18 protein-coding genes are annotated in these 17,619 nt (G+C 45.3%); 1 reads left to right on the top strand and 17 read right to left on the bottom strand.

The window, feature by feature from the left end; genetic code table 11:
* Positions 1 to 5 precede the first annotated feature (5 nt).
* The 13 genes from OEL90_RS02265 to OEL90_RS02205 all read right to left on the bottom strand — a co-directional run bounded on the left by OEL90_RS02265 (position 6) and on the right by OEL90_RS02205 (position 13,528).
* Positions 6 to 917, bottom strand: a complete 912-nt coding sequence (locus OEL90_RS02265) for a class I SAM-dependent methyltransferase (protein ID WP_300686993.1) — start codon at positions 915 to 917, stop codon at positions 6 to 8.
* Positions 918 to 959: 42 nt separating this feature from the next.
* On the bottom strand, positions 960 to 1,526 hold the full coding sequence (locus OEL90_RS02260) for a nitroreductase family protein (protein WP_291404641.1): 567 nt from the start codon (positions 1,524 to 1,526) through the stop codon (positions 960 to 962).
* A complete protein-coding gene (gene rlmD, locus OEL90_RS02255; protein WP_300686991.1) occupies positions 1,523 to 2,905 on the bottom strand; it encodes a 23S rRNA (uracil(1939)-C(5))-methyltransferase RlmD in 1,383 nt (460 codons plus the stop codon). The genes OEL90_RS02260 and rlmD overlap by 4 nt, the downstream gene beginning before the upstream one ends.
* Before the next feature lie 146 nt (positions 2,906 to 3,051).
* On the bottom strand, positions 3,052 to 3,537 hold the full coding sequence (locus tag OEL90_RS02250; protein WP_291404639.1) for a phosphatidylglycerophosphatase A family protein: 486 nt from the start codon (positions 3,535 to 3,537) through the stop codon (positions 3,052 to 3,054).
* Positions 3,538 to 3,580: 43 nt separating this feature from the next.
* A complete protein-coding gene (locus OEL90_RS02245; protein WP_300686990.1) occupies positions 3,581 to 4,468 on the bottom strand; it encodes an ADP-polyphosphate phosphotransferase in 888 nt (295 codons plus the stop codon).
* A 137-nt stretch (positions 4,469 to 4,605) separates the two neighbouring features.
* The gene (locus OEL90_RS02240; protein WP_291404637.1) at positions 4,606 to 5,034 is read right to left on the bottom strand and encodes a thioesterase family protein; all 429 of its coding nucleotides are present in this window, start codon (positions 5,032 to 5,034) and stop codon (positions 4,606 to 4,608) included.
* Positions 5,035 to 5,124: 90 nt separating this feature from the next.
* Complete coding sequence (locus tag OEL90_RS02235) at positions 5,125 to 5,691, bottom strand: DUF6648 family protein (RefSeq protein ID WP_291404636.1); 567 nt, start codon at positions 5,689 to 5,691, stop codon at positions 5,125 to 5,127.
* Complete coding sequence (locus OEL90_RS02230; protein ID WP_300686985.1) at positions 5,688 to 6,401, bottom strand: metallophosphoesterase; 714 nt, start codon at positions 6,399 to 6,401, stop codon at positions 5,688 to 5,690. Before OEL90_RS02230 ends, OEL90_RS02235 begins: the two co-directional genes overlap by 4 nt.
* A gap of 51 nt (positions 6,402 to 6,452) precedes the next feature.
* Positions 6,453 to 7,298, bottom strand: coding sequence for a GTP pyrophosphokinase (locus OEL90_RS02225; protein ID WP_291404634.1), 846 nt, complete (start codon positions 7,296 to 7,298; stop codon positions 6,453 to 6,455).
* Between the two features lie 23 nt (positions 7,299 to 7,321).
* Complete coding sequence (locus tag OEL90_RS02220) at positions 7,322 to 8,008, bottom strand: HAD family hydrolase (protein ID WP_291404633.1); 687 nt, start codon at positions 8,006 to 8,008, stop codon at positions 7,322 to 7,324.
* A gap of 262 nt (positions 8,009 to 8,270) precedes the next feature.
* Positions 8,271 to 11,051, bottom strand: coding sequence for a UPF0182 family protein (locus OEL90_RS02215; RefSeq protein WP_300686980.1), 2,781 nt, complete (start codon positions 11,049 to 11,051; stop codon positions 8,271 to 8,273).
* Positions 11,052 to 11,207: 156 nt separating this feature from the next.
* Complete coding sequence (locus OEL90_RS02210; protein WP_291404666.1) at positions 11,208 to 12,932, bottom strand: 5'-nucleotidase C-terminal domain-containing protein; 1,725 nt, start codon at positions 12,930 to 12,932, stop codon at positions 11,208 to 11,210.
* 170 nt (positions 12,933 to 13,102) lie between these two features.
* A complete protein-coding gene (locus OEL90_RS02205) occupies positions 13,103 to 13,528 on the bottom strand; it encodes a universal stress protein (protein WP_291404665.1) in 426 nt (141 codons plus the stop codon).
* A 278-nt stretch (positions 13,529 to 13,806) separates the two neighbouring features.
* Here OEL90_RS02205 and OEL90_RS02200 point away from each other — a divergent pair, with 278 nt between their 5' ends.
* Positions 13,807 to 14,046, top strand: coding sequence for a hypothetical protein (locus tag OEL90_RS02200; RefSeq protein WP_291404664.1), 240 nt, complete (start codon positions 13,807 to 13,809; stop codon positions 14,044 to 14,046).
* Positions 14,047 to 14,233: 187 nt separating this feature from the next.
* Here the strand turns inward: OEL90_RS02200 and OEL90_RS02195 are convergent, their stop codons facing one another.
* The 4 genes from OEL90_RS02195 to OEL90_RS02180 all read right to left on the bottom strand — a co-directional run bounded on the left by OEL90_RS02195 (position 14,234) and on the right by OEL90_RS02180 (position 17,595).
* Positions 14,234 to 14,647: an ATP-binding protein gene (locus tag OEL90_RS02195; protein WP_291404663.1), complete on the bottom strand. Its 414-nt coding sequence runs from the start codon at positions 14,645 to 14,647 to the stop codon at positions 14,234 to 14,236.
* 147 nt (positions 14,648 to 14,794) lie between these two features.
* Positions 14,795 to 15,862: a 23S rRNA (adenine(2503)-C(2))-methyltransferase RlmN gene (rlmN, locus tag OEL90_RS02190; RefSeq protein ID WP_330583777.1), complete on the bottom strand. Its 1,068-nt coding sequence runs from the start codon at positions 15,860 to 15,862 to the stop codon at positions 14,795 to 14,797.
* Between the two features lie 28 nt (positions 15,863 to 15,890).
* Positions 15,891 to 16,634 carry a PHP domain-containing protein gene (locus OEL90_RS02185; RefSeq protein ID WP_291404662.1) on the bottom strand — a complete coding sequence of 248 codons (744 nt, stop codon included), beginning with the start codon at positions 16,632 to 16,634 and terminating at the stop codon, positions 15,891 to 15,893.
* Positions 16,635 to 16,650: 16 nt separating this feature from the next.
* The gene (locus OEL90_RS02180; protein ID WP_300686974.1) at positions 16,651 to 17,595 is read right to left on the bottom strand and encodes a phosphoglycerate dehydrogenase; all 945 of its coding nucleotides are present in this window, start codon (positions 17,593 to 17,595) and stop codon (positions 16,651 to 16,653) included.
* Between the last annotated feature and the right edge of the window lie 24 nt (positions 17,596 to 17,619).

Raw genomic sequence — 17,619 nt, 5'->3', positions numbered from 1 at the left:
CAGCCTTAGCGATACCTCGATGGCATGAACTGAATTTTTCTGACCAACCAGGTAATCCCTTGCAGTGGCATATCTGGTGCCGCCTGTTTGACGCCCTGGGCTCTGATGAATTCATCAAAGAGCACCTGCTTCTCCGGATGAAGGGCTTTCAGCTCTTCTGCGCGAACCTGGATCAGCGCCATCTGGGCGTCGTTGAAAGAAAACAAGGCCTGACCTTCTGTCACTATGGTGGCGACCACTTCAAGTCCTTCAGCTCTAAAGAGGGCCAGCCACTCGTCATAGGTCAGATATGGGGCTTCAAGCACTTCAAGCGGAAACTCGGGAATTTCATCCAATGCCATTTTGGGGGAACTGTATTTGGAACCGGTTGTCTTGGCCTCTTCCCTGCTATCTCTTGACTCCTGATCCTCAGGGCGCATTTTGTAAGCGTCATTGATCAGAAGATACCCGCTTTCCTTAATGACGTGACGAATCATTCGAATGGTTTCTGCCGGCGTTCCAAGGACATCCATGATGGCGTCCAGAATCGCGATATCATAATTACGCTCAATCAGAACCGCCTCGTTGATGTCACCGACGACAAATTCGCATAGGTCGCCAACGCCATTCGCCTCTGCATGCTTGACAGCCGCCTCAATAAATTCGGGAATGATGTCGATCCCTTTCACATGACAACCAAACGCCCGGGCAAGGTGAACCGGTGCGGCGCCTTTGGCACAGCCCATGTCAATTATATGCAGTTTGTGCGGAGAAGGTAAATGCTCCTCAATTAATGTCCTCATGTCCTCAGGCGATGAACCGAGGTCCCAAATATCCATCAGCAGATAAGGCAAATACGGGATCAGTTCCGGCGTCTGTGCAGTCAGTGACTTGGCCAGTTTTTCCTCTACCTCGTCTTTATAAGTTTTCTGATTCAAGTGCCATCACCTCCTAAATTATTTTGTAACACATCCACTGCTTTATTCCACAATATTGACCGTACCTTCGCGGCGCTCTGCAGCCTTTGGCAACGGCCCATCCGGATAACCAAGGGTCAGCGCCGAGCATACGACATAGCCCTTTGGAACGCCCAGTGCCCTCAAAGCGGCCTTCACTCCCGGTTCATCTCTAAGCCGCGTCAGAATGTGAATCCAGCAGCTGCCAAGGTCAAGGGCTTGAGCTGCGAGCATCATGTTGCCTGCAGCAAGCGCAGCGTCTGACACCGGAGATAATGAAATTGAATTTGCCGCATTGCTGATGATCACCAGAACAGGGGCGCCATAAAAATAGTGAAACTCTGCAAGCTCACCCATTTTTTTCAGATAAGGGTCTTCTGAGCCTTTTAGCGCCTCATACACAACCGCTTCCAGCGCCTCAATCTTCTCTCGGTTCTGAATCACGCTGAAATGCCAGCTCTGAGCATTCATACCGCTGGGCGCGTATTTAGCCGCCTCAATAATCTGCTGCAGATCCCCTTCCGTTATGGCGTCCAACTTATATTTTCTGATGCTTCTTCGGCTCAAAATGGCCTCTATGACATTGTTCATTCTTCATTTCCTCCTCGACGCCTCAGCCAACAGATAGTTTCGCAATTACTTGTATGCGGGAACATGTCCACGCCTGTGACCTTTACGGGTTGATATCCGGCCAGAGCCATCATTGAAAGATTCTCAGCAAGCGTTTTGGGATTGCATGAAATGTATAGGATTTCCGGTGCTCCAAAAGCGACAATTTTCTCAAGCGCTTTTTGAGCAATGCCCATTCTAGGCGGGTCCACCACTATAACATCAGGTTTGTGGCCTTCATAATGATCCAGAATTTCCAGAACATCCCCAGCCCGGAATTCGCAGTGGGAAAGCTCGTTTTCAGCTGCGTTGGCTATGGCTGCCTCAACCGCGTCCGCCACAATTTCTATGCCCACAACACGCTTTGCCCGTTGAGCCAATAACTGTGCAATCGTTCCGGTTCCGCTGAACAAATCAAAAATATATTTGCCGCGAATATCCTCAAGGCCGTCAAAAGCCGTCTGATACAGCAACTCAGCGCCCGACGTGTTGGTCTGAAAGAACGAGTACAGCGAAATGCGAAACCTAAGACCCAGAATCTCATCATAGTAATGGTCCCTGCCGTACAGAACGACCGGCTCTCCACTGACCGCGTCTGCTTTGCCGGTGTTTTCAACATACAAAACACCGACAATCTCGCCTTGTAGTTTTAATCCAGTCACCAGATCGACGAAACTGCTGAGATCTTCTGCCGATGGTCTCGCAACCGACAGCGCTACAAGAATCTCGCCTGTTTTTTCCCCTTTGCGAACGACAAGATGCCGCAAGATCCCCTCATGACTGAATTTATTATAGTGCTCAACGCCTCGCTTCTTAAAGAATTCTAAAACAGCGCTTAAAATGACCATAAAATCAGAATCGCAAATCTGGCAGTGATCCGTAGTGATCACTGAGCCAAACTGACCTTTTTTGTGAAGCCCAAGATTTGTCTCTCCGCCTTTGAACGCGTTTCCAAAGGTAAATTCCATTTTATTTCTATAAGCCAATTGTTTGGGACTTGGCAATACCCCTGTGAACTCAATGTCCTTGAAAACCTCTACAGGCAGATGGGATTCAAGGAGCCCGCATATCCAATCCTTTTTCATTTCCAGCTGAGCGCTGTAAGGCAGCGTTTGAAGCGAGCAGCCTCCGCATTCGCCGTAATGATTGCAGAATGAGGACGTCTCGAACTCTGATTTTTCAAGTACACTTAACAACTTGCCTTCTGCATGGTGATCCCTGTTCCTGGAAATCCTGACCTCTACCTTTTGACCCGGTAGAGCGCCTTTGACATGAACAGGTTTTTGATCAACATAACCAACTCCTTCTTGAAGCGTCGCCATTTTTTCTATCCAAAAATTAACTATTTGATTTTTTTTCATGCGTAAGCCCTTTCAATTAGCTCGATTATTCAAAGCTGGATTTTATCTTATTCTATATTATAGCGCAAAACCCGGCATCAGAACAGCACCAGCAGTCGCGACTGCTGTCGTGTCTATGTCCTGCCTTTCAGCGGGCGCATTTGCTGTTAATCCGCATGGGCGATCCTGCTGGCAGCTGCCGCAGCGATTGCGGCTGCCAGATCATCCATAAAGGTATGCACATGAGTACCTTTCATGGCATCGAGTTCTTTGATGATGCCAATTTTTTCTTTGTCCAGATAGCCGTAGTTAGTGAGGCCTATTGTCCCATAAAGATTCGAGATGGATAATGGCAGAATCTCATCTATCCCATACAGCGGTTCGTCTGATTCAATAATTTGCTGAAGGGGTTCCGGCAATGCCTTTCGTTCTGCCAGTTCATCCAGCGCGACACCTGTTATAATAGCGTGAGCCACCTCGCGTTTATTCAGCACTGCCTCTACACTCTCCATGCATTCCTCAAGAGTAAGGTCCTCATTGTATTTCTTTTGAAGATGCATCACCAGAGCTGCGAGATCCTCGAGTCTGACGCCTCTGCGATCCAAAGCATCCTTTGCCGAAGCATTAAGTTCAGCCATTGAAACTCTTGCCATGTCTTCACCCGGTCCTTTCACTATTCTTTAAAAAAAGTAATTTCTATTCTTCCGAATTTAGAATTGCTTCAAGGTCTCCTTTGATTCTCAAGAGTTCTTCTCTATGGGTGTCAGAAACTTCCGGATATTGTAATTCCATATCATCAAACGCCTCGAGTATAACCTGTGAGATTATCAGACGCGCATTTTTCTTATCATCCGCCGGAATAACAAACCATGGCGCGTGTTTTTTGCTGGTGGCCTCAAGACAGTCTTCGTAGGCCTTCATGTAGTCATTCCAAAACTTTCGTTCTTCTATATCACCCAGGCTCATCTTCCAGTTCTTCTCAGGTTCTTCAATCCGGTCAAGAAACCTTCTCGCTTGTTCATCAGATGAAACGTGCAAAAAGAATTTGATGACCCGTGTGCCATTTCTGATGAGATGCTTTTCGAAATCCGCAATGGACTCATACCGCTTCTCCCAAAAATTCTTCCCGTTTTCGATTTCTTTTGGCAGTCTTTGATTTGCCAATAATTCCGGATGTACTTTAGCCACCAGCACCTCTTCATAATAAGAACGGTTGAAAATTCCTATACGTCCACGTTCAGGAAGACGACAGGTGGTTCGCCACAAAAAGTCATGGTCCAGCTCCTCCGCACTAGGCTGCTTAAAACTATAGACCTGGCAGCCCTGTGGATTCACACCGGACATGACATGTTTGATTGCGCCATCTTTTCCGGCGGCATCCATAGCTTGAAAAATCAAAAGGAGTGAATAGCGATCCTGGGCATAGAACATATTCTGTTCCTCGGTCATTTTTTCCTTGTAGATCCCAAGCTGCTCTTTGTAGATTTTTTTTGAGTCGTAATAAGACTTTACCTTAGTAGGCCAATCCTTGAGGTCTACCTTTTGGCCTTCATCCACACGATATTTACTGGTATCAATCTTCAAAGCCAGCCCTCCTCAAAGCTTTTCTACATCTTTACCCAGTCAAAGGAGGCTTAGTCAGGAACAAGTAAAAAGCCTTCCACCGAGATCAATGGAAGGCTAATAAGTTAATTGGACTGTTTTCAGAAAATGAAGTGGAATCAGACGTTTACACCAATTTGGCTTGAGAGCGCGTCTTCTGTAGCCTTTTCCATGAGTCTTGTTTTATTGACTACAAAACGATCCAGTTTGCCGTGTCCAATTACCCCTTCTTCATCAAATGCTTCTGTCTCAAGCTGGATATAGTTGCTTTCCTGACTGACGACTGAAACCTTAATAGTTACTGTTTCACCTAAAACAGTCGGTTTTTCGTGGGTAACAGATAATGACTTGCCAACAGATACATAACCTTCTGGAAGTCGACTGTCAATCAGTCTGGTGGCGGCTTCAATCATTAAAGCAACGAGACTTGGTGTTGCGAGCAAAGTGTCGAGTGCGCCGGAGCCATAATGGATTGCGGTGTCATCCTCGGTAACGATTTTTTGGATTGTCAGGAATTCTCCCGGCTCAAAAATAGGAACATTGATCATGTTGATTCCTCCTTTCGACTTCTAATATATAGATAACCAAAAGTTGAGGCCTTACGCTAATTTTTCATTTTTGATATGATCTTTCGCATATTAATACTTAGTATTTACATAATCATCAATCAACGATCTTTTGGGACTCTCTAAAAAACAGCCTTGCATTTTGAGTTTGCGTTGAATTCTGACATCCATGGAATGCAGGATCGCCATGGGACGGTCGGTGAAGACTATCTCAAAAAGCTTCCCCGAAAGACGCTCAGACCTCATCTCAAGATAATAAGCCTCTACATTGATATAGTCCACAAGTTCCAGCATTTCCTGTGTAGCACGGTCCTTTTGGAGGTAATGGTCATCCATTTTTTTCTCAAAGGCTTTCAATTCTGCATAAGCTGCCGTATAACTCTCATCTATCATCATCTTGTAGAATTTCGCGTAAGTATTGTGATACTGATAATTCACCAGGCCCTCTTCAAAAGTCGACGCCTGGGGTTTGAAAGGCGTGATCCCACGCTTTTCAAAATAGTCGTGACATTGCTCCAAATAATACCGCTTAGAGATCGTCCCAGATTCCAACTGATTTATAAGACTGGTCCGCTGTTCGAAAAACTCCGACAGGAACAGTTTTGCAGATCCGGAAAGTCTATTGTCTGTTTCGTTCATGAGTTCTCCTCGTTCTTTTCCTCTAATAAACACAGGGGGATAAAAGCTCTGTAATCCGCAGATACCAAGCGGTATTCCACTCCGCCAAAATTCCCGGCGATACCTGCTTTAAATCCGAATTCTGTATGGAGATGGCCGTAAACCACTAATTCAACGCCATAGCGTTCAAAGAGTTCAGTAAACCCGCTCGACTCCATCTTTTCGTTTGTGGGCGCATAGTGAAGCACACCGATTATTCTCTGGAAACCGGCGGCTTTTGCCTGCTTCAGGCTGTTTTCAAGTCGAAGCAGTTCACGCTGATAAATGGCTTCATCCTTTTCCGTAAAGCCATTGCTGCCAGGACATACCCAGCCCCGCGTCCCGCAAATGGCAACGTCGGAATATACCTGAAAATTATTATACAAAAACTTAAAATTAGGCCACCGTGTCTGCATCTTCTTGACTGAGGACCACCAGTAATCGTGGTTGCCTTTTAAGACGATTTTCTGGCCTGGCAGCTGATCAAGAAACTCAAAATCCGCGTCCGCTTCCTCAAGCCGCATCGCCCAGGTTATGTCACCCGCCAGGATGACAACATCCTCGGGCTTAATAAGGGCCACCCAGTTCTCTCTTATTTTTTCTATATAATCTGTCCAAACACCGCCAAAAACATCCATAGGTTTTTCAACCGTGAAGCTCAGATGCGTGTCTGCAATGGCATAAAGCGCCACATAATCACCCCGTGACTGTCATTGGATTTGCAGGGTGAGTTCAAGGCACCCTTATAGATTCGGCGATTCAGCCCCATGGTCGCGATCAGCATTTTCAAACATCCTGAATCGCGGAAGCGTCAATTTGATTTCATGTAAAAGTTCTTCAAGTTCTTTTTCGCTTCCATTTTCCCACAACAGGTCAAATCTCTCTTGAAATTCGAAGGCTTCAGCTTTTCTCCCAAGCGATATTAAGACTTCCAGATTCTCCATGATATCGCTGACCAAATTTGATTTTTGTTCAAACATGAGCTGTGCCCGGATAATTTCATTTCGGATGTCACTCATCTCCAAATCGAGCATTGCCGCTGCATCAGCAGTTTTTTTCAGTCTTGCCTTAATGTCCAGAGGCAGCTTATCCTGATATTTATAGTTCAAGGAATGCTCAATAGTCGCCCAAAAGTTCATGGCCAGCGTACGAATTTGAAGCTCTGCCAAAACCTCTTTGGTTCCAAAAGCAGTCTGTACAGGATAACTTATGATGATGTGGTAGCTCTTATAGCCACTGTCTTTCGGATTGCCAATATAATCTTTTTCATAAACAATCTTGAGATCTTTTCCATCTCTTGCGCGAATTAAGTCCACCACTTTGTAAATGTCATCAATAAACTGGCACATAACCCGGATGCCTGCAATGTCTTCCATTTCGTCTATGTTTTCTTCAGGGATGTTATATCTTTTGCATTTTTCAAGTATGCTTGAAATGCGTTTAACCCGTCCTGTAATAAACTCAATAGGAGAATACTCATTCATGTCCCGGTATTCTTTTCTGATTGCTTTGAACTTGACTTTAAGTTCTTCCACTGCCTGTTCATATGGGATTAAGATCTGCTTCCATTCTCTGACCTTATGCTCCATGATGCCACCTCCCGAATGCACTATTAGACGCTTAGACCTGTCCGGAAAAGAAATTCGTCTGTATCCGTCAAATCATTAAGCAAAAGATCTGGCGCATGTAAAGCTAACTGCTCTTTAGAAAAATTTCCGGTTGCCACTGCTACCGTCATTGCACCAACAGCTTTTCCGCTTTCTATATCTAAAGGCGTGTCCCCTATGACAACCGTATTGTAGCCCTGATGCTGATGACCATAACGAAACTCCGCCTGATCAATGACATGCTGAATCAGTTGTGCTCTGGTATCGTGATGGTCGCCATACCCACCAAGAATAAATCGATCGTGAAGCTGAACTGCTTTGAGTTTCTCATATGCGCCTATTTCACAATTGCCTGTACCCACTGTACACAGAACGTCCGGCCTAACCGCAAGTGCCTCAAGCAGCGTTTCAACGCCTGCGTAAGCCATAACACCAGGATTGTTCTGAAGATTTTTCTTCAAATGATACCCATATAAACTGAAAAAGGAGGCTTCATCTTCCAGCTTTACCTGATGAATCTCAAGAGAGGTCCTAAGAATCGCTCTATCCAGACACCCAGCCATATTGACTTTTTCAAATCCGTTTTTAATACTAAACACTTCCAAAAAAGCGTCATTCATTGACTTCCTGCCGCTTCCGCCACATGACATCAGCGTCCCGTCAATATCAAAGATCAACAGATGACCGAACACGAGACGTCCCCCCTTTGAAATGACACCTCTATTATTATACACCATCAAAGCGCGAACAAACACGAAATTATAACTGCTATTTTTTCACATTAACCAGGGAGGCAGATTTAATTCCCCTCCCTGGCCTGGCATTTATTTTTCAGTCACTAGTAGTACATTCCAAAATAACTGTGCAATATTAAAATGGATTATAAGCCTGAAATGAGCCAACAGGGTGAACATACTTTTACACAGGAATTTCAAAATCACTGTACCGGTTCTACTAAGGCGTCACTGCCGGTTCTGCCGCATCACCTTCGGGAGTGGTCTCTTTCTGACTTTCCATTTGTGTTTCCAACTGCTGAATAATTTTTTGAATTTCACTCAGCGAACGCGTTAACTCGTCATAGACAGATCTGACTTGGTTCAAAACAGCATCTAATTCTTCACCCTCCAGCTGTGGGAAACCACCTTCAGACGGCAGCTGCGGATCTGTTTCTGACACAGCACCGAAAATTCGCTCCAAAGCAAGGTCCAGAGTTTGCTCCATCACGACCTTGTCGCGATAGCCAACTATAACCCGTTTCGTTTCAGGCAGACTGTTGACATTGTCTGCCTGAATAAAGATCGGTTCAATATAGAGCAGTGAATTATTGACCGGAACCACAATGACATTACCCCTGAGAACATTTGAGCCTTCCTGACCCCATAAGGTGAACTGAGGTGAAATGGTAGAATCCTGATCAATTCTGGACTCGATCATCATAGGGCCATCAATGGTCTTGTCCTTTGGAAAACGATATACAAAAAGTTTGCCATAGTTTTCGCCATCATTTCTCGCGACGAGCAGACTGGTCATGTTTGCCTTTTCACGCGGCGTGAACGGTAAAATCAAAGCGAACTCTTCGGTGTCTTCCTCAGGCAACTTAAACATGACGTAGTTTGACTTCGCTTTCTCAATCTGGTCCAGATATTTTTCATTAGCGATATCCCAGGCATCCTCACCATTATAAAAAACAACCGGGTTATTGATGTGATAAAGTCTATATACCTCTGCCTGCAGGTCAAATAAGTCCCGCGGATACTTTATATGCTGCTGCAAGCCTGCGGGAAGCTCAGACGCAGGTTTAAACAAATCCTTGTAAATATTTTTATAGGTCTGGATCATAGGGTCGCTTTCATCAAAGACGTAATAATCAATTGTGCCATTATAAGCGTCTACGACAATTTTGACCGAGTTTCGAACATAATTGACAATATAGCCTTTAAACCCGTATCGCTGAGAATATGGATAATCCGCAGTCGCTGTATAGGCGTCCACAATCCAATACAGTTTGCCATCCTCCTGGTTCATGACCATATAGGGGTCATGCTCGTAAATTAAGAATGGCGCAATTTTAGCAGCGCGGTCAATGACGTCTCTAGTATAATGGATTCGGCTGTCCGCAGTAATATTATCAGAAAAAAGCAATCTCATACTGCGCTGAGTGATTGCATAGAGGAATCTGTTCGCGCCACTCAGACTGATGCCGTCAATGCCTTCATAACGGGTTTCTGTGTTGTCGGAGCCGCTCGGATAGTCGAACTCATCCTCATTCGTCCCTGTGATAATATATTGATCTGTCAGAAGACCAAAATAAATCTCCGGCCTAGTCAGCTTCAAATCCGTCTCTGTGGTCGGCGGAATATTTCTAACCATGAGCTTTGGCTGGCCTTCAGGGGTGACTTCGTTGACCGGCGCCACGACCACGCCATAACCGTGAGTATATTTCAAGTGCAGATTAATCCAAGTCTTTGCTTTCTCTGTCAGTTTATCAGTGTTCAGTTCCCTCGGAGCCAGAAAGACTTGTCTGTATTGGCCATCAATGACATACCTATCCATGCTTATATTGCTGAACTGATAATAGAGCCTCAAACTCTGCAATTGGTTAAACGTCTGAAGCAATGGCGTTTCGTCATTGATGCGAATGTTTCGGATGGTTGCTTCATTTTCTTCAAGATCTTTTGCGGTCAGCTCCTGATTGACAGGAAATTCCCTCGACTCAACCTGGTCGAGATTAAAGCTTTTTTGGGTAAAAGCAATGTTGTATTCAATATAGGGCTGCTCTTTTGAAATTTCATCCGGCTCTACAATTAATCTTTGAACCCCAAAGGCGATCACCGAAGTGATAATGCCAATAAACACGATTGCGACCGGACCCGCTGCGATTAAACGCTTTTTCTCCTTCACCATGCCTACAAAAAAAAGTACAGCTGAGATAAAAGAAACAATGGCCAGCGCAATATACCCTTTCAGTGTAACCGCGACATCCGTGTAACTTGCCCCGAAAGCCGCTCCCCGTGGAGAATAGACGAGATCATAGGTCATCAGCAGGAAGAAACTTCCCAATAATACGAAAAAGAGCGCGCCTAAAGTAGCGAGTCGCTTCACAGCATTTCTCAAAATGTCCCGTTTGAAAAAACTAATTACATTTGGAATGCCAGCAGTTCTGTCCAAATAATAAACCGTACCTTCTGAAGGCGGATATTGCTTAAATACAAGAGAATAAAAGACAAGTGTCGCCACAATGATCACAAGGGTTGTGAAAATGCCGAGGCTCATCAGATTCTCAATCATAGGCTTTGAGAAGATGTAGAAAGATGCGTCGTTACCAAATATTGGGTCTTCAACACCAAATGAATTTCTGTTTAAGAAGAATAATATTTTCAACCAAAGCTCACCGGTCGATACCCACGACAAAAATATGCCCAATCCAACCGAAATCACGACCAGGATTTTTTTGAATTTAGCCAGCTCCGGTTTGGAAATAAAGATTTGCCCTAATTTTATATACTTGTCAAATAATTTGATGAAGTACAGACTGAGTGCCACTGAGAGGATCAGTGAAAGCGGTACCCATATCATCAATTTTGTCTTGATTTCAACAAAGAAGGTTTCAGTATAACCCAACATTTTAAACCATTGATAATCTGCTGCAAAAGCCAAAATCTGATCTCCGAAAACAAATAGCAGCAACACCCCACCTAAAATTGGCGGCAAAATTTTGTTCCATTCTTTTTTCATAAGGGCATCCCCTTTCAAGGTTTCAATAAGTTGATACCCCGAATAAACGGCCATCACACAATTGCCTCACACTTCAAGAAAAAAATGAGAGCCAGACAGGTATCATCTGGCTCTCATTTACGACTTGACTCATTAAAAACCGCTTATAACAAATTGCTACATAGCCGGAATGTGAATGATCTGACCTGGCAGGATCACATTAGGATTGCTGAGTTTATTGTACTCAGCTAATTTTTGCCACGTTGTGTTGTATTTTAGCGCAATACGATACAAAGAATCTCCTGAAACGACAGTATAGTGACCTTCTGTTCCTGGTGTTCCAGGTTCAGGTGTCACAGGTGCGGGCGCAGGTGCTGGTGTCACAATTGCCGGACCGTCATAGACTTTAATTCTGCCGTCAACTGAGGCACTTCCGACGCCGACTTCCTTAATATATTTCACAAGTGCTTCGTCCAGAGCTACAAACAGACCTGCCTCTGGGTAATTTTTAAACATCAGATACGCATCACCGCCGGCTGCCATGAAGTCGTTTGTCGCTGTCATATACATGTGTGCAGGCTCCACCGCTTTGCCGTCCACAGTTGCGGTTACGACTCTCTTGCCCACTTCTTTCGTTGGATCAAACTGTACTCTGATCCCTGCGATGTGCGGGAAAGCACCCATCTGATTAGGATAATCCGTTAATCCATGCTCGATGGCTTTCAGAAGATCTTCCCCGGAAATTGATTTTGTCACAATGTAGTTGCCAAACGGCAAGACTGTAGAAATTTCACCCACGGTAATATCTCCGACATCAATTGACGCCCGAATGCCGCCGCCGTTAGTTATGGCAACCTCTGCGCCCGTGGCGTGAATCATGGCCTGAGTAATCAGATTCCCAAGATTGGTTTCACCCGTTCTGACCAATTCACGAGTACCAACGAGTTCTACAGGGGTGTTCCCGACGACGACCGAAGTCACGACATCCTGCTCACCTTTGAGCGTCGTGATCAGATTTTTTACGGTTTCGTCTTCGCCCAGGTCAGCGACTGACGCCGCAGGAATCAAATATGGCTTAACAGAAGCAATTTCACCGCCGCTCCAGGTAATATCAATTCTTCCCAAACTTTCATTGTACCCGCCGGTTTGAACGATGTTGACGCCATTGTTGATAATGCCGGTTGAAAAGCGCGTGTGGCTGTGTCCGCCAATAATGAGATCCACACCCGGTACCTGATAGGCGATCATACGGTCTGTGAATTCTGATGCAGGCTCTAGTCCAAGGTGTGACAAGACTATAATAATATCAGTTTTGTCCTCGAGTTCTGCGACCATTGCTTTGGCGACTTCAATTGGATTTTCGATCTTCAGTCCCTTGGTATTATCCGGATGGGACTTGTAATAAGTTTCAGGGGTTGCAAGACCGAACACACCTACTTTGACACCTTCCATTTCTTTGATGATATAACGTTCCACAAAAGGCGTACCGTCTTCATTGATCACGTTTGCTGCAAGGAACGGATATTCCGCCATGTCTTCAAGCTCGAGCACCCGTGCTTTACCGTAGTTGAAATCGTGGTTGCCCAGCGTCATGGCATCATAGCCAACAGCATTGTAAATATCTACAATGCTTTTGCCTTTTACAAGGGTAGCAATGGTCTGCCCATGGGTCGCGTCACCCGCATCCAAAAGCATTACATTTGGATTTTCGGCTTTCGCCTTATTTACCAGTGTGGCAATTTTAGCATATCCAACAATAGTTGCGCTGGACTCCACCCTGGCATGGGCGTCATTGGTGTGGAAGATTGTAATTTCGACAGATTCACTCTCCGCTGCAAAATTAAATCCCGTCAGTGATAATACGAGAATCAAGATCAGCAGCATACTCAGATTGCGTTTCATTCAGTTCCCTCCTTTTGATCAGACAGACTAAATTACCGGCATCCTATTCATACCACAATTTGGATAGACAAAACATCACGCCTGTTTTTAATTCCCAAATGGTCGACTTTTGGAGCGAAAAACTGCAAATAAAAAAAGCCCTCCAAAAAGGGCTTATGACTTGAAACGACTTATATTGACGCCGTCAGAGCGACACCCTGTTCTGCGGCAAATTCCAACGGTACAATTTCTATGATGACATCTCTGTTCAATTTATTTTCCAGTCTGTTGATCATATTCTGCTGCTTGGTGGTCTCGAGGGATTCGCCCATCACAATGGTATCCACCTGCTCTTCATAAGCGAACTTAGTAAGAGCGCCTTCTATATCCATTTCTTTGATGACCGACAGGGTCGCATCATACGCCTTTGATATGTCAAAAAGATATTCAAGCGCGTCAGCTTCTTTTAACTTCCCGAAATAGCGCCAGTTTTCTTTAACAACATGAACGACCAGCAATTCATCCTGCGGCTTACAGAGTTCCGCCCCTCGCTTGATGAGACGCTCGCATGATTTCTGCTGGGTGACGCAGACCATGATCTTCCTTCTGTTTACCATGTCTAACCCCTTCCAAATGTCGTCTGGTGCTCTATGTGATCTATTGTTGGTCCATTCCCAATCGACTTTAAAGGCAGTTGTTAAAATAAATATGCCGATGGTCACTGCTTTGTACACATTATCATACTTATTATACCAAACTTTGACCTTGATTCTTACCTTTTAATTATTATTTAATCTGTTTTACTTTTCTGAATTTTTTCCAATCACCTCAGTTTTGTCATATAATAGATTTAAGTACGAAAGTCTACAATTTTCAACTAATCAGGAGGGACTCTATGCAAACCTATACAAAAGTGATCGGGCTCACCGGAAGCCATTTCGTAAAAGAATTCGTCAAGATCAGACACCATGACAACAAGGTCAGAGAAATCAGCGAAGAAACCGTCGCAAAAAAATTTAAAGAAGGCAATACCAAGGTCATTGTCCATTTTGAAGAGGATGGCCGCGAAATTGAACTGGATGATTTCAGCGATCCTGATTTAATCCGCAAATTTCTCGGCAAAGCCTTTATTTAGCGTCTTACAAAAACGGGTGGAAGCAGGTCTCTCAGACACCCGCTTCCATCAGTCACCCGCTTCCACAATCAGAAAAAAACGCCCCTGAAAGACCGCACAAAGCGTCTTCAGGGGCGTTTTAACCGTTTTTGACAGTTCAACTTAATGGTCTGACGTTGAACCAAAGGCGGTAACATTCAATTTAAAATTATTCCTTAATGTACTTCTTAAGTTCTTCAGGAATTTCTTCCATTTCACAGGTCACCGTTGCCACAACTTTAACATTGCTGACCTCTGCATAAGCTTCCACGCGTTTAATGTTCTCTGCGATTTCATCCATGCTGCCCTTCATAGTCTTCTTCAGACCATCAATGTACAGATTCTCCAGATCATAATCACTTGCCATCAAACCACAAATGAATCCGAAAAATTCTTGGGCAGATTGTAAAGGCAAATCCATAGTGCTGATGTACCGGACATTGTGGGGCAGATCATACATGTGGCTCTTGTCGGCATCAATAAATATACTGGTGCCGTTGGAAGTTTTTGCTCTCTCGTTGGCCATATCAATTAACATCTTTGTTTTTCCACTGCCACGGTTCCCTACGATTAATGAAAACATGTCAATCTCCTCCTCTTAATTTGGGTGGATGGTTTAACGATAGTATACCCATAATATTCGATTTCCCTCAGAGTATGTCCTTCATGAACGAAAAAAAATTTTCAGACAATTTCATTCGTTTATTCAGCGATAAAAGTTGAATGGACACTACGCTTCCGGTTCGTCCAGATAAGATTTTCTAAGCTGCCCACAGGCGGCATTAATGTCGCTGCCAAGCTCTCTCCGTACTGTCGTCTCTATGCCCGAGCGCTTAAGCAGCTCTGAGAATCGCTTGACGGATAAGTCGCTTGAGGCTTTATAGCCACGTTCCGCCACCGGATTAACCGGGATCAGATTGACATGACAAAGCTTTCCTTTGAGTGCTTTCGCCAGCTTTAAAGCCTCTTCTTCGCGATCGTTTTCACCCTTGATCAACGCGTATTCATAAGTGACTCTCCGGCCGGTTTCATTGGCATACTCATCACAAGCCTTAAAGACTTCGCTGACCGGATATTTTCTGTTCACCGGCATCAGCTCTGATCTTTTGGCGTCCTCTGCGCTGTGCAGCGACACTGCCAATGTGATTTGATAGCGTTTCTTTGCCAGTGCCCTGATGCCGGGAACAATCCCGCAGGTAGACAGTGTCATGTGACGCTGTCCCAACTTTAATCCCTCTTCTGAACTCGCCAGCTCAATGAACTTGGTCACTTCGTCAAAATTGTCCAGCGGCTCACCGCTTCCCATTAAAACGACGCTGGACACCCTGGCGCCGCCCAGGTTTTGAATTTCAAGCAGTTGGCCCAAAATCTCTCCGGCGGACAAATTTCTAACCATACCGTCAATTGTTGAGGCACAGAAGGTACAGCCCATACGGCAGCCCACCTGCGTGGACAAGCAAGCCGAAACCCCATGTCGATATACCATGCGCACAGACTCTATGACATTGCCATCATTCAGCTTGAAAAGATATTTTGTCGTCTGATCATTGCTTGATGTCAACGCATCCACACATTTCATATTGTCCAGAACAGTGTGCTGAGCGAGCTTTTGTCTGAAGCTCTGGGACAAATCCGTCATTTCGTCGAAGTTTTTTACGCCTCTGTGAACCCAGGCGTATACCTGTCTCCCCCTGAATTTCTTTTCTCCAAGGGCTTCAGTCAATTGAATCGTTTCCTGCAGCGTCATACTGCGAAGTTCAGGCTTAGCCTTGGTCATAATTTCGATGCTTGATTTCACTGTCTCCCCCCCAAATAGGTTGCCAACGTTACACAGACCGCTCTGTCAAATCCTTTACCTTGCCCTTTTCTGACAGGTATCCCAGCCATTTCGAGGCCTCGGTGTTCATGATGAGCGTTTCAGGCACGCCAACCTCTTTAAAGAGCTTGGCCGCATAGTCAAACTTTCCTAAATCAAAAGCAATATGGCAGTCGCTGGAGGCGATCATTCTGACATTGTGGCGACAAGCCAGCTCTGCTATTTGATAGCAATTGTCCTTACTTCCCTTTCTCCCCAGGTTGGTAAAGGAGGAGTTGTTAATTTCAATGATCTTACCGGCTGCTGCAGCCGCTTCAATAACAGCTTGCCGGTCAATGGGCCAGCGTGGATTGCCCGTGTGGGCGAGAATGTCCACATAAGGATTCTGCATGACCTTGATAAGGGTCTCTGTATTCTGGGCCTGATTGCCCGGCTCAAGACAGACGTCGTGAAATCCCGCTATACAATAGTCGAGTCGCTTGAGAATTCTTTCCTCAAGGTCAATCCGGCCTTCAAAATCAATAATATTTAGCTCTGCACCCCTAAGAAGCGTCACCCCTTTATAGTGTCTTGGGATGACTTGTTGGTTCCCATGATGAAAAGGATGCGGTCCACCGGGCATGGCAGGCCCGTGATCTGAAAATCCAATCAGCGCCAGCCCTTTTTCAACAGCCGCATCCATATACTCTTTTACCGTAGAATAAGCATGCCCGCTTGCATAAGTATGGACATGACAATCCAGTACCAGTTTCATTGCGTCCCATCCTCTCTCAATAACCACGTCTGACGTCCACGACGTTGAGCAACTGCTCGCCATCGGCCAAACGTTTTAGATTTTCCAGGATCAATTCAAAGCGTCTGTTGTTGCGCTGCTCCGAAATCCATGAATTGTGAGGTGTGATGTGCACACGGTCAATTTCCCACAGTGGGTGGTCTTTTGGCAGCGGCTCCTGATCAAATACATCCAGATGAACGCTTCTGAAGCGTTCCTTCCCCAGAGCCATCACAAGAGCGGCCTCATCCAGCACCGCACCTCTGGAAATATTGATGAGAACCGCATCCGGTTTCATGTGGTCCAGAAAAGCCTGATCCACGAAGTGTTCTGTTTGCGCAGTCTGGGGCAGGGCGATCACCACTGCATCACAGCACCCTGCAAACTCAAGTTTGTCGTCAGCACTGTAAACCTTATCAAATGCCTCATGAGGCTTTCCATGTGTGTTCAGGCCAATCCGACGCACCTCAAAGCCGCTGAGGCGTTTGGCTGCCTCCTGAGCAATAGTACCGGTGCCGAGGAAGCCGATGGTCTTTCCGACCAGCTCCAAGACGTCGGTCGTAATTTTCCACTCTTTCTTTCTCTGTTGATCGTAAAACCAGGCGCTGTTTTTAAAAGCGCTCAGCAGATTCCAGACAATCCATTCACCCATTGGCTTTGAATAGCCGCCGCGATTGTTTGTCACCACCAGATTTCGCGCCATCACGCGCTCAGCCGGAAGCTGATCAATCCCAATAGAGGACAACAAGATGTACCGCAGCGCAGGCATGGCCTCCAGGTCCAAATCTTTAAAAGGGTTATAACATACCAGCACCTCAATGTCGCTGAGATCCTGTTTTGATGTTTCAAGCCCGGACTCGCTGATGTACAAAACCTCATGTCCCAAGGCTCGAATCTCAGCCATAGCCTGCGGACCGTAGTCATAAGTCATTAATAGTTTCATAATCGTCCGCCACCTTTAAGCAGA

Origin of the sequence: Acidaminobacter sp., assembly GCF_030247605.1 — a bacterium.
GTDB lineage: Bacteria > Bacillota > Clostridia > Peptostreptococcales > Acidaminobacteraceae > Acidaminobacter.
The sequence above is the reverse complement of the archived record's forward strand: the minus strand, read 5'-3'. Positions and strand labels throughout refer to the sequence as shown.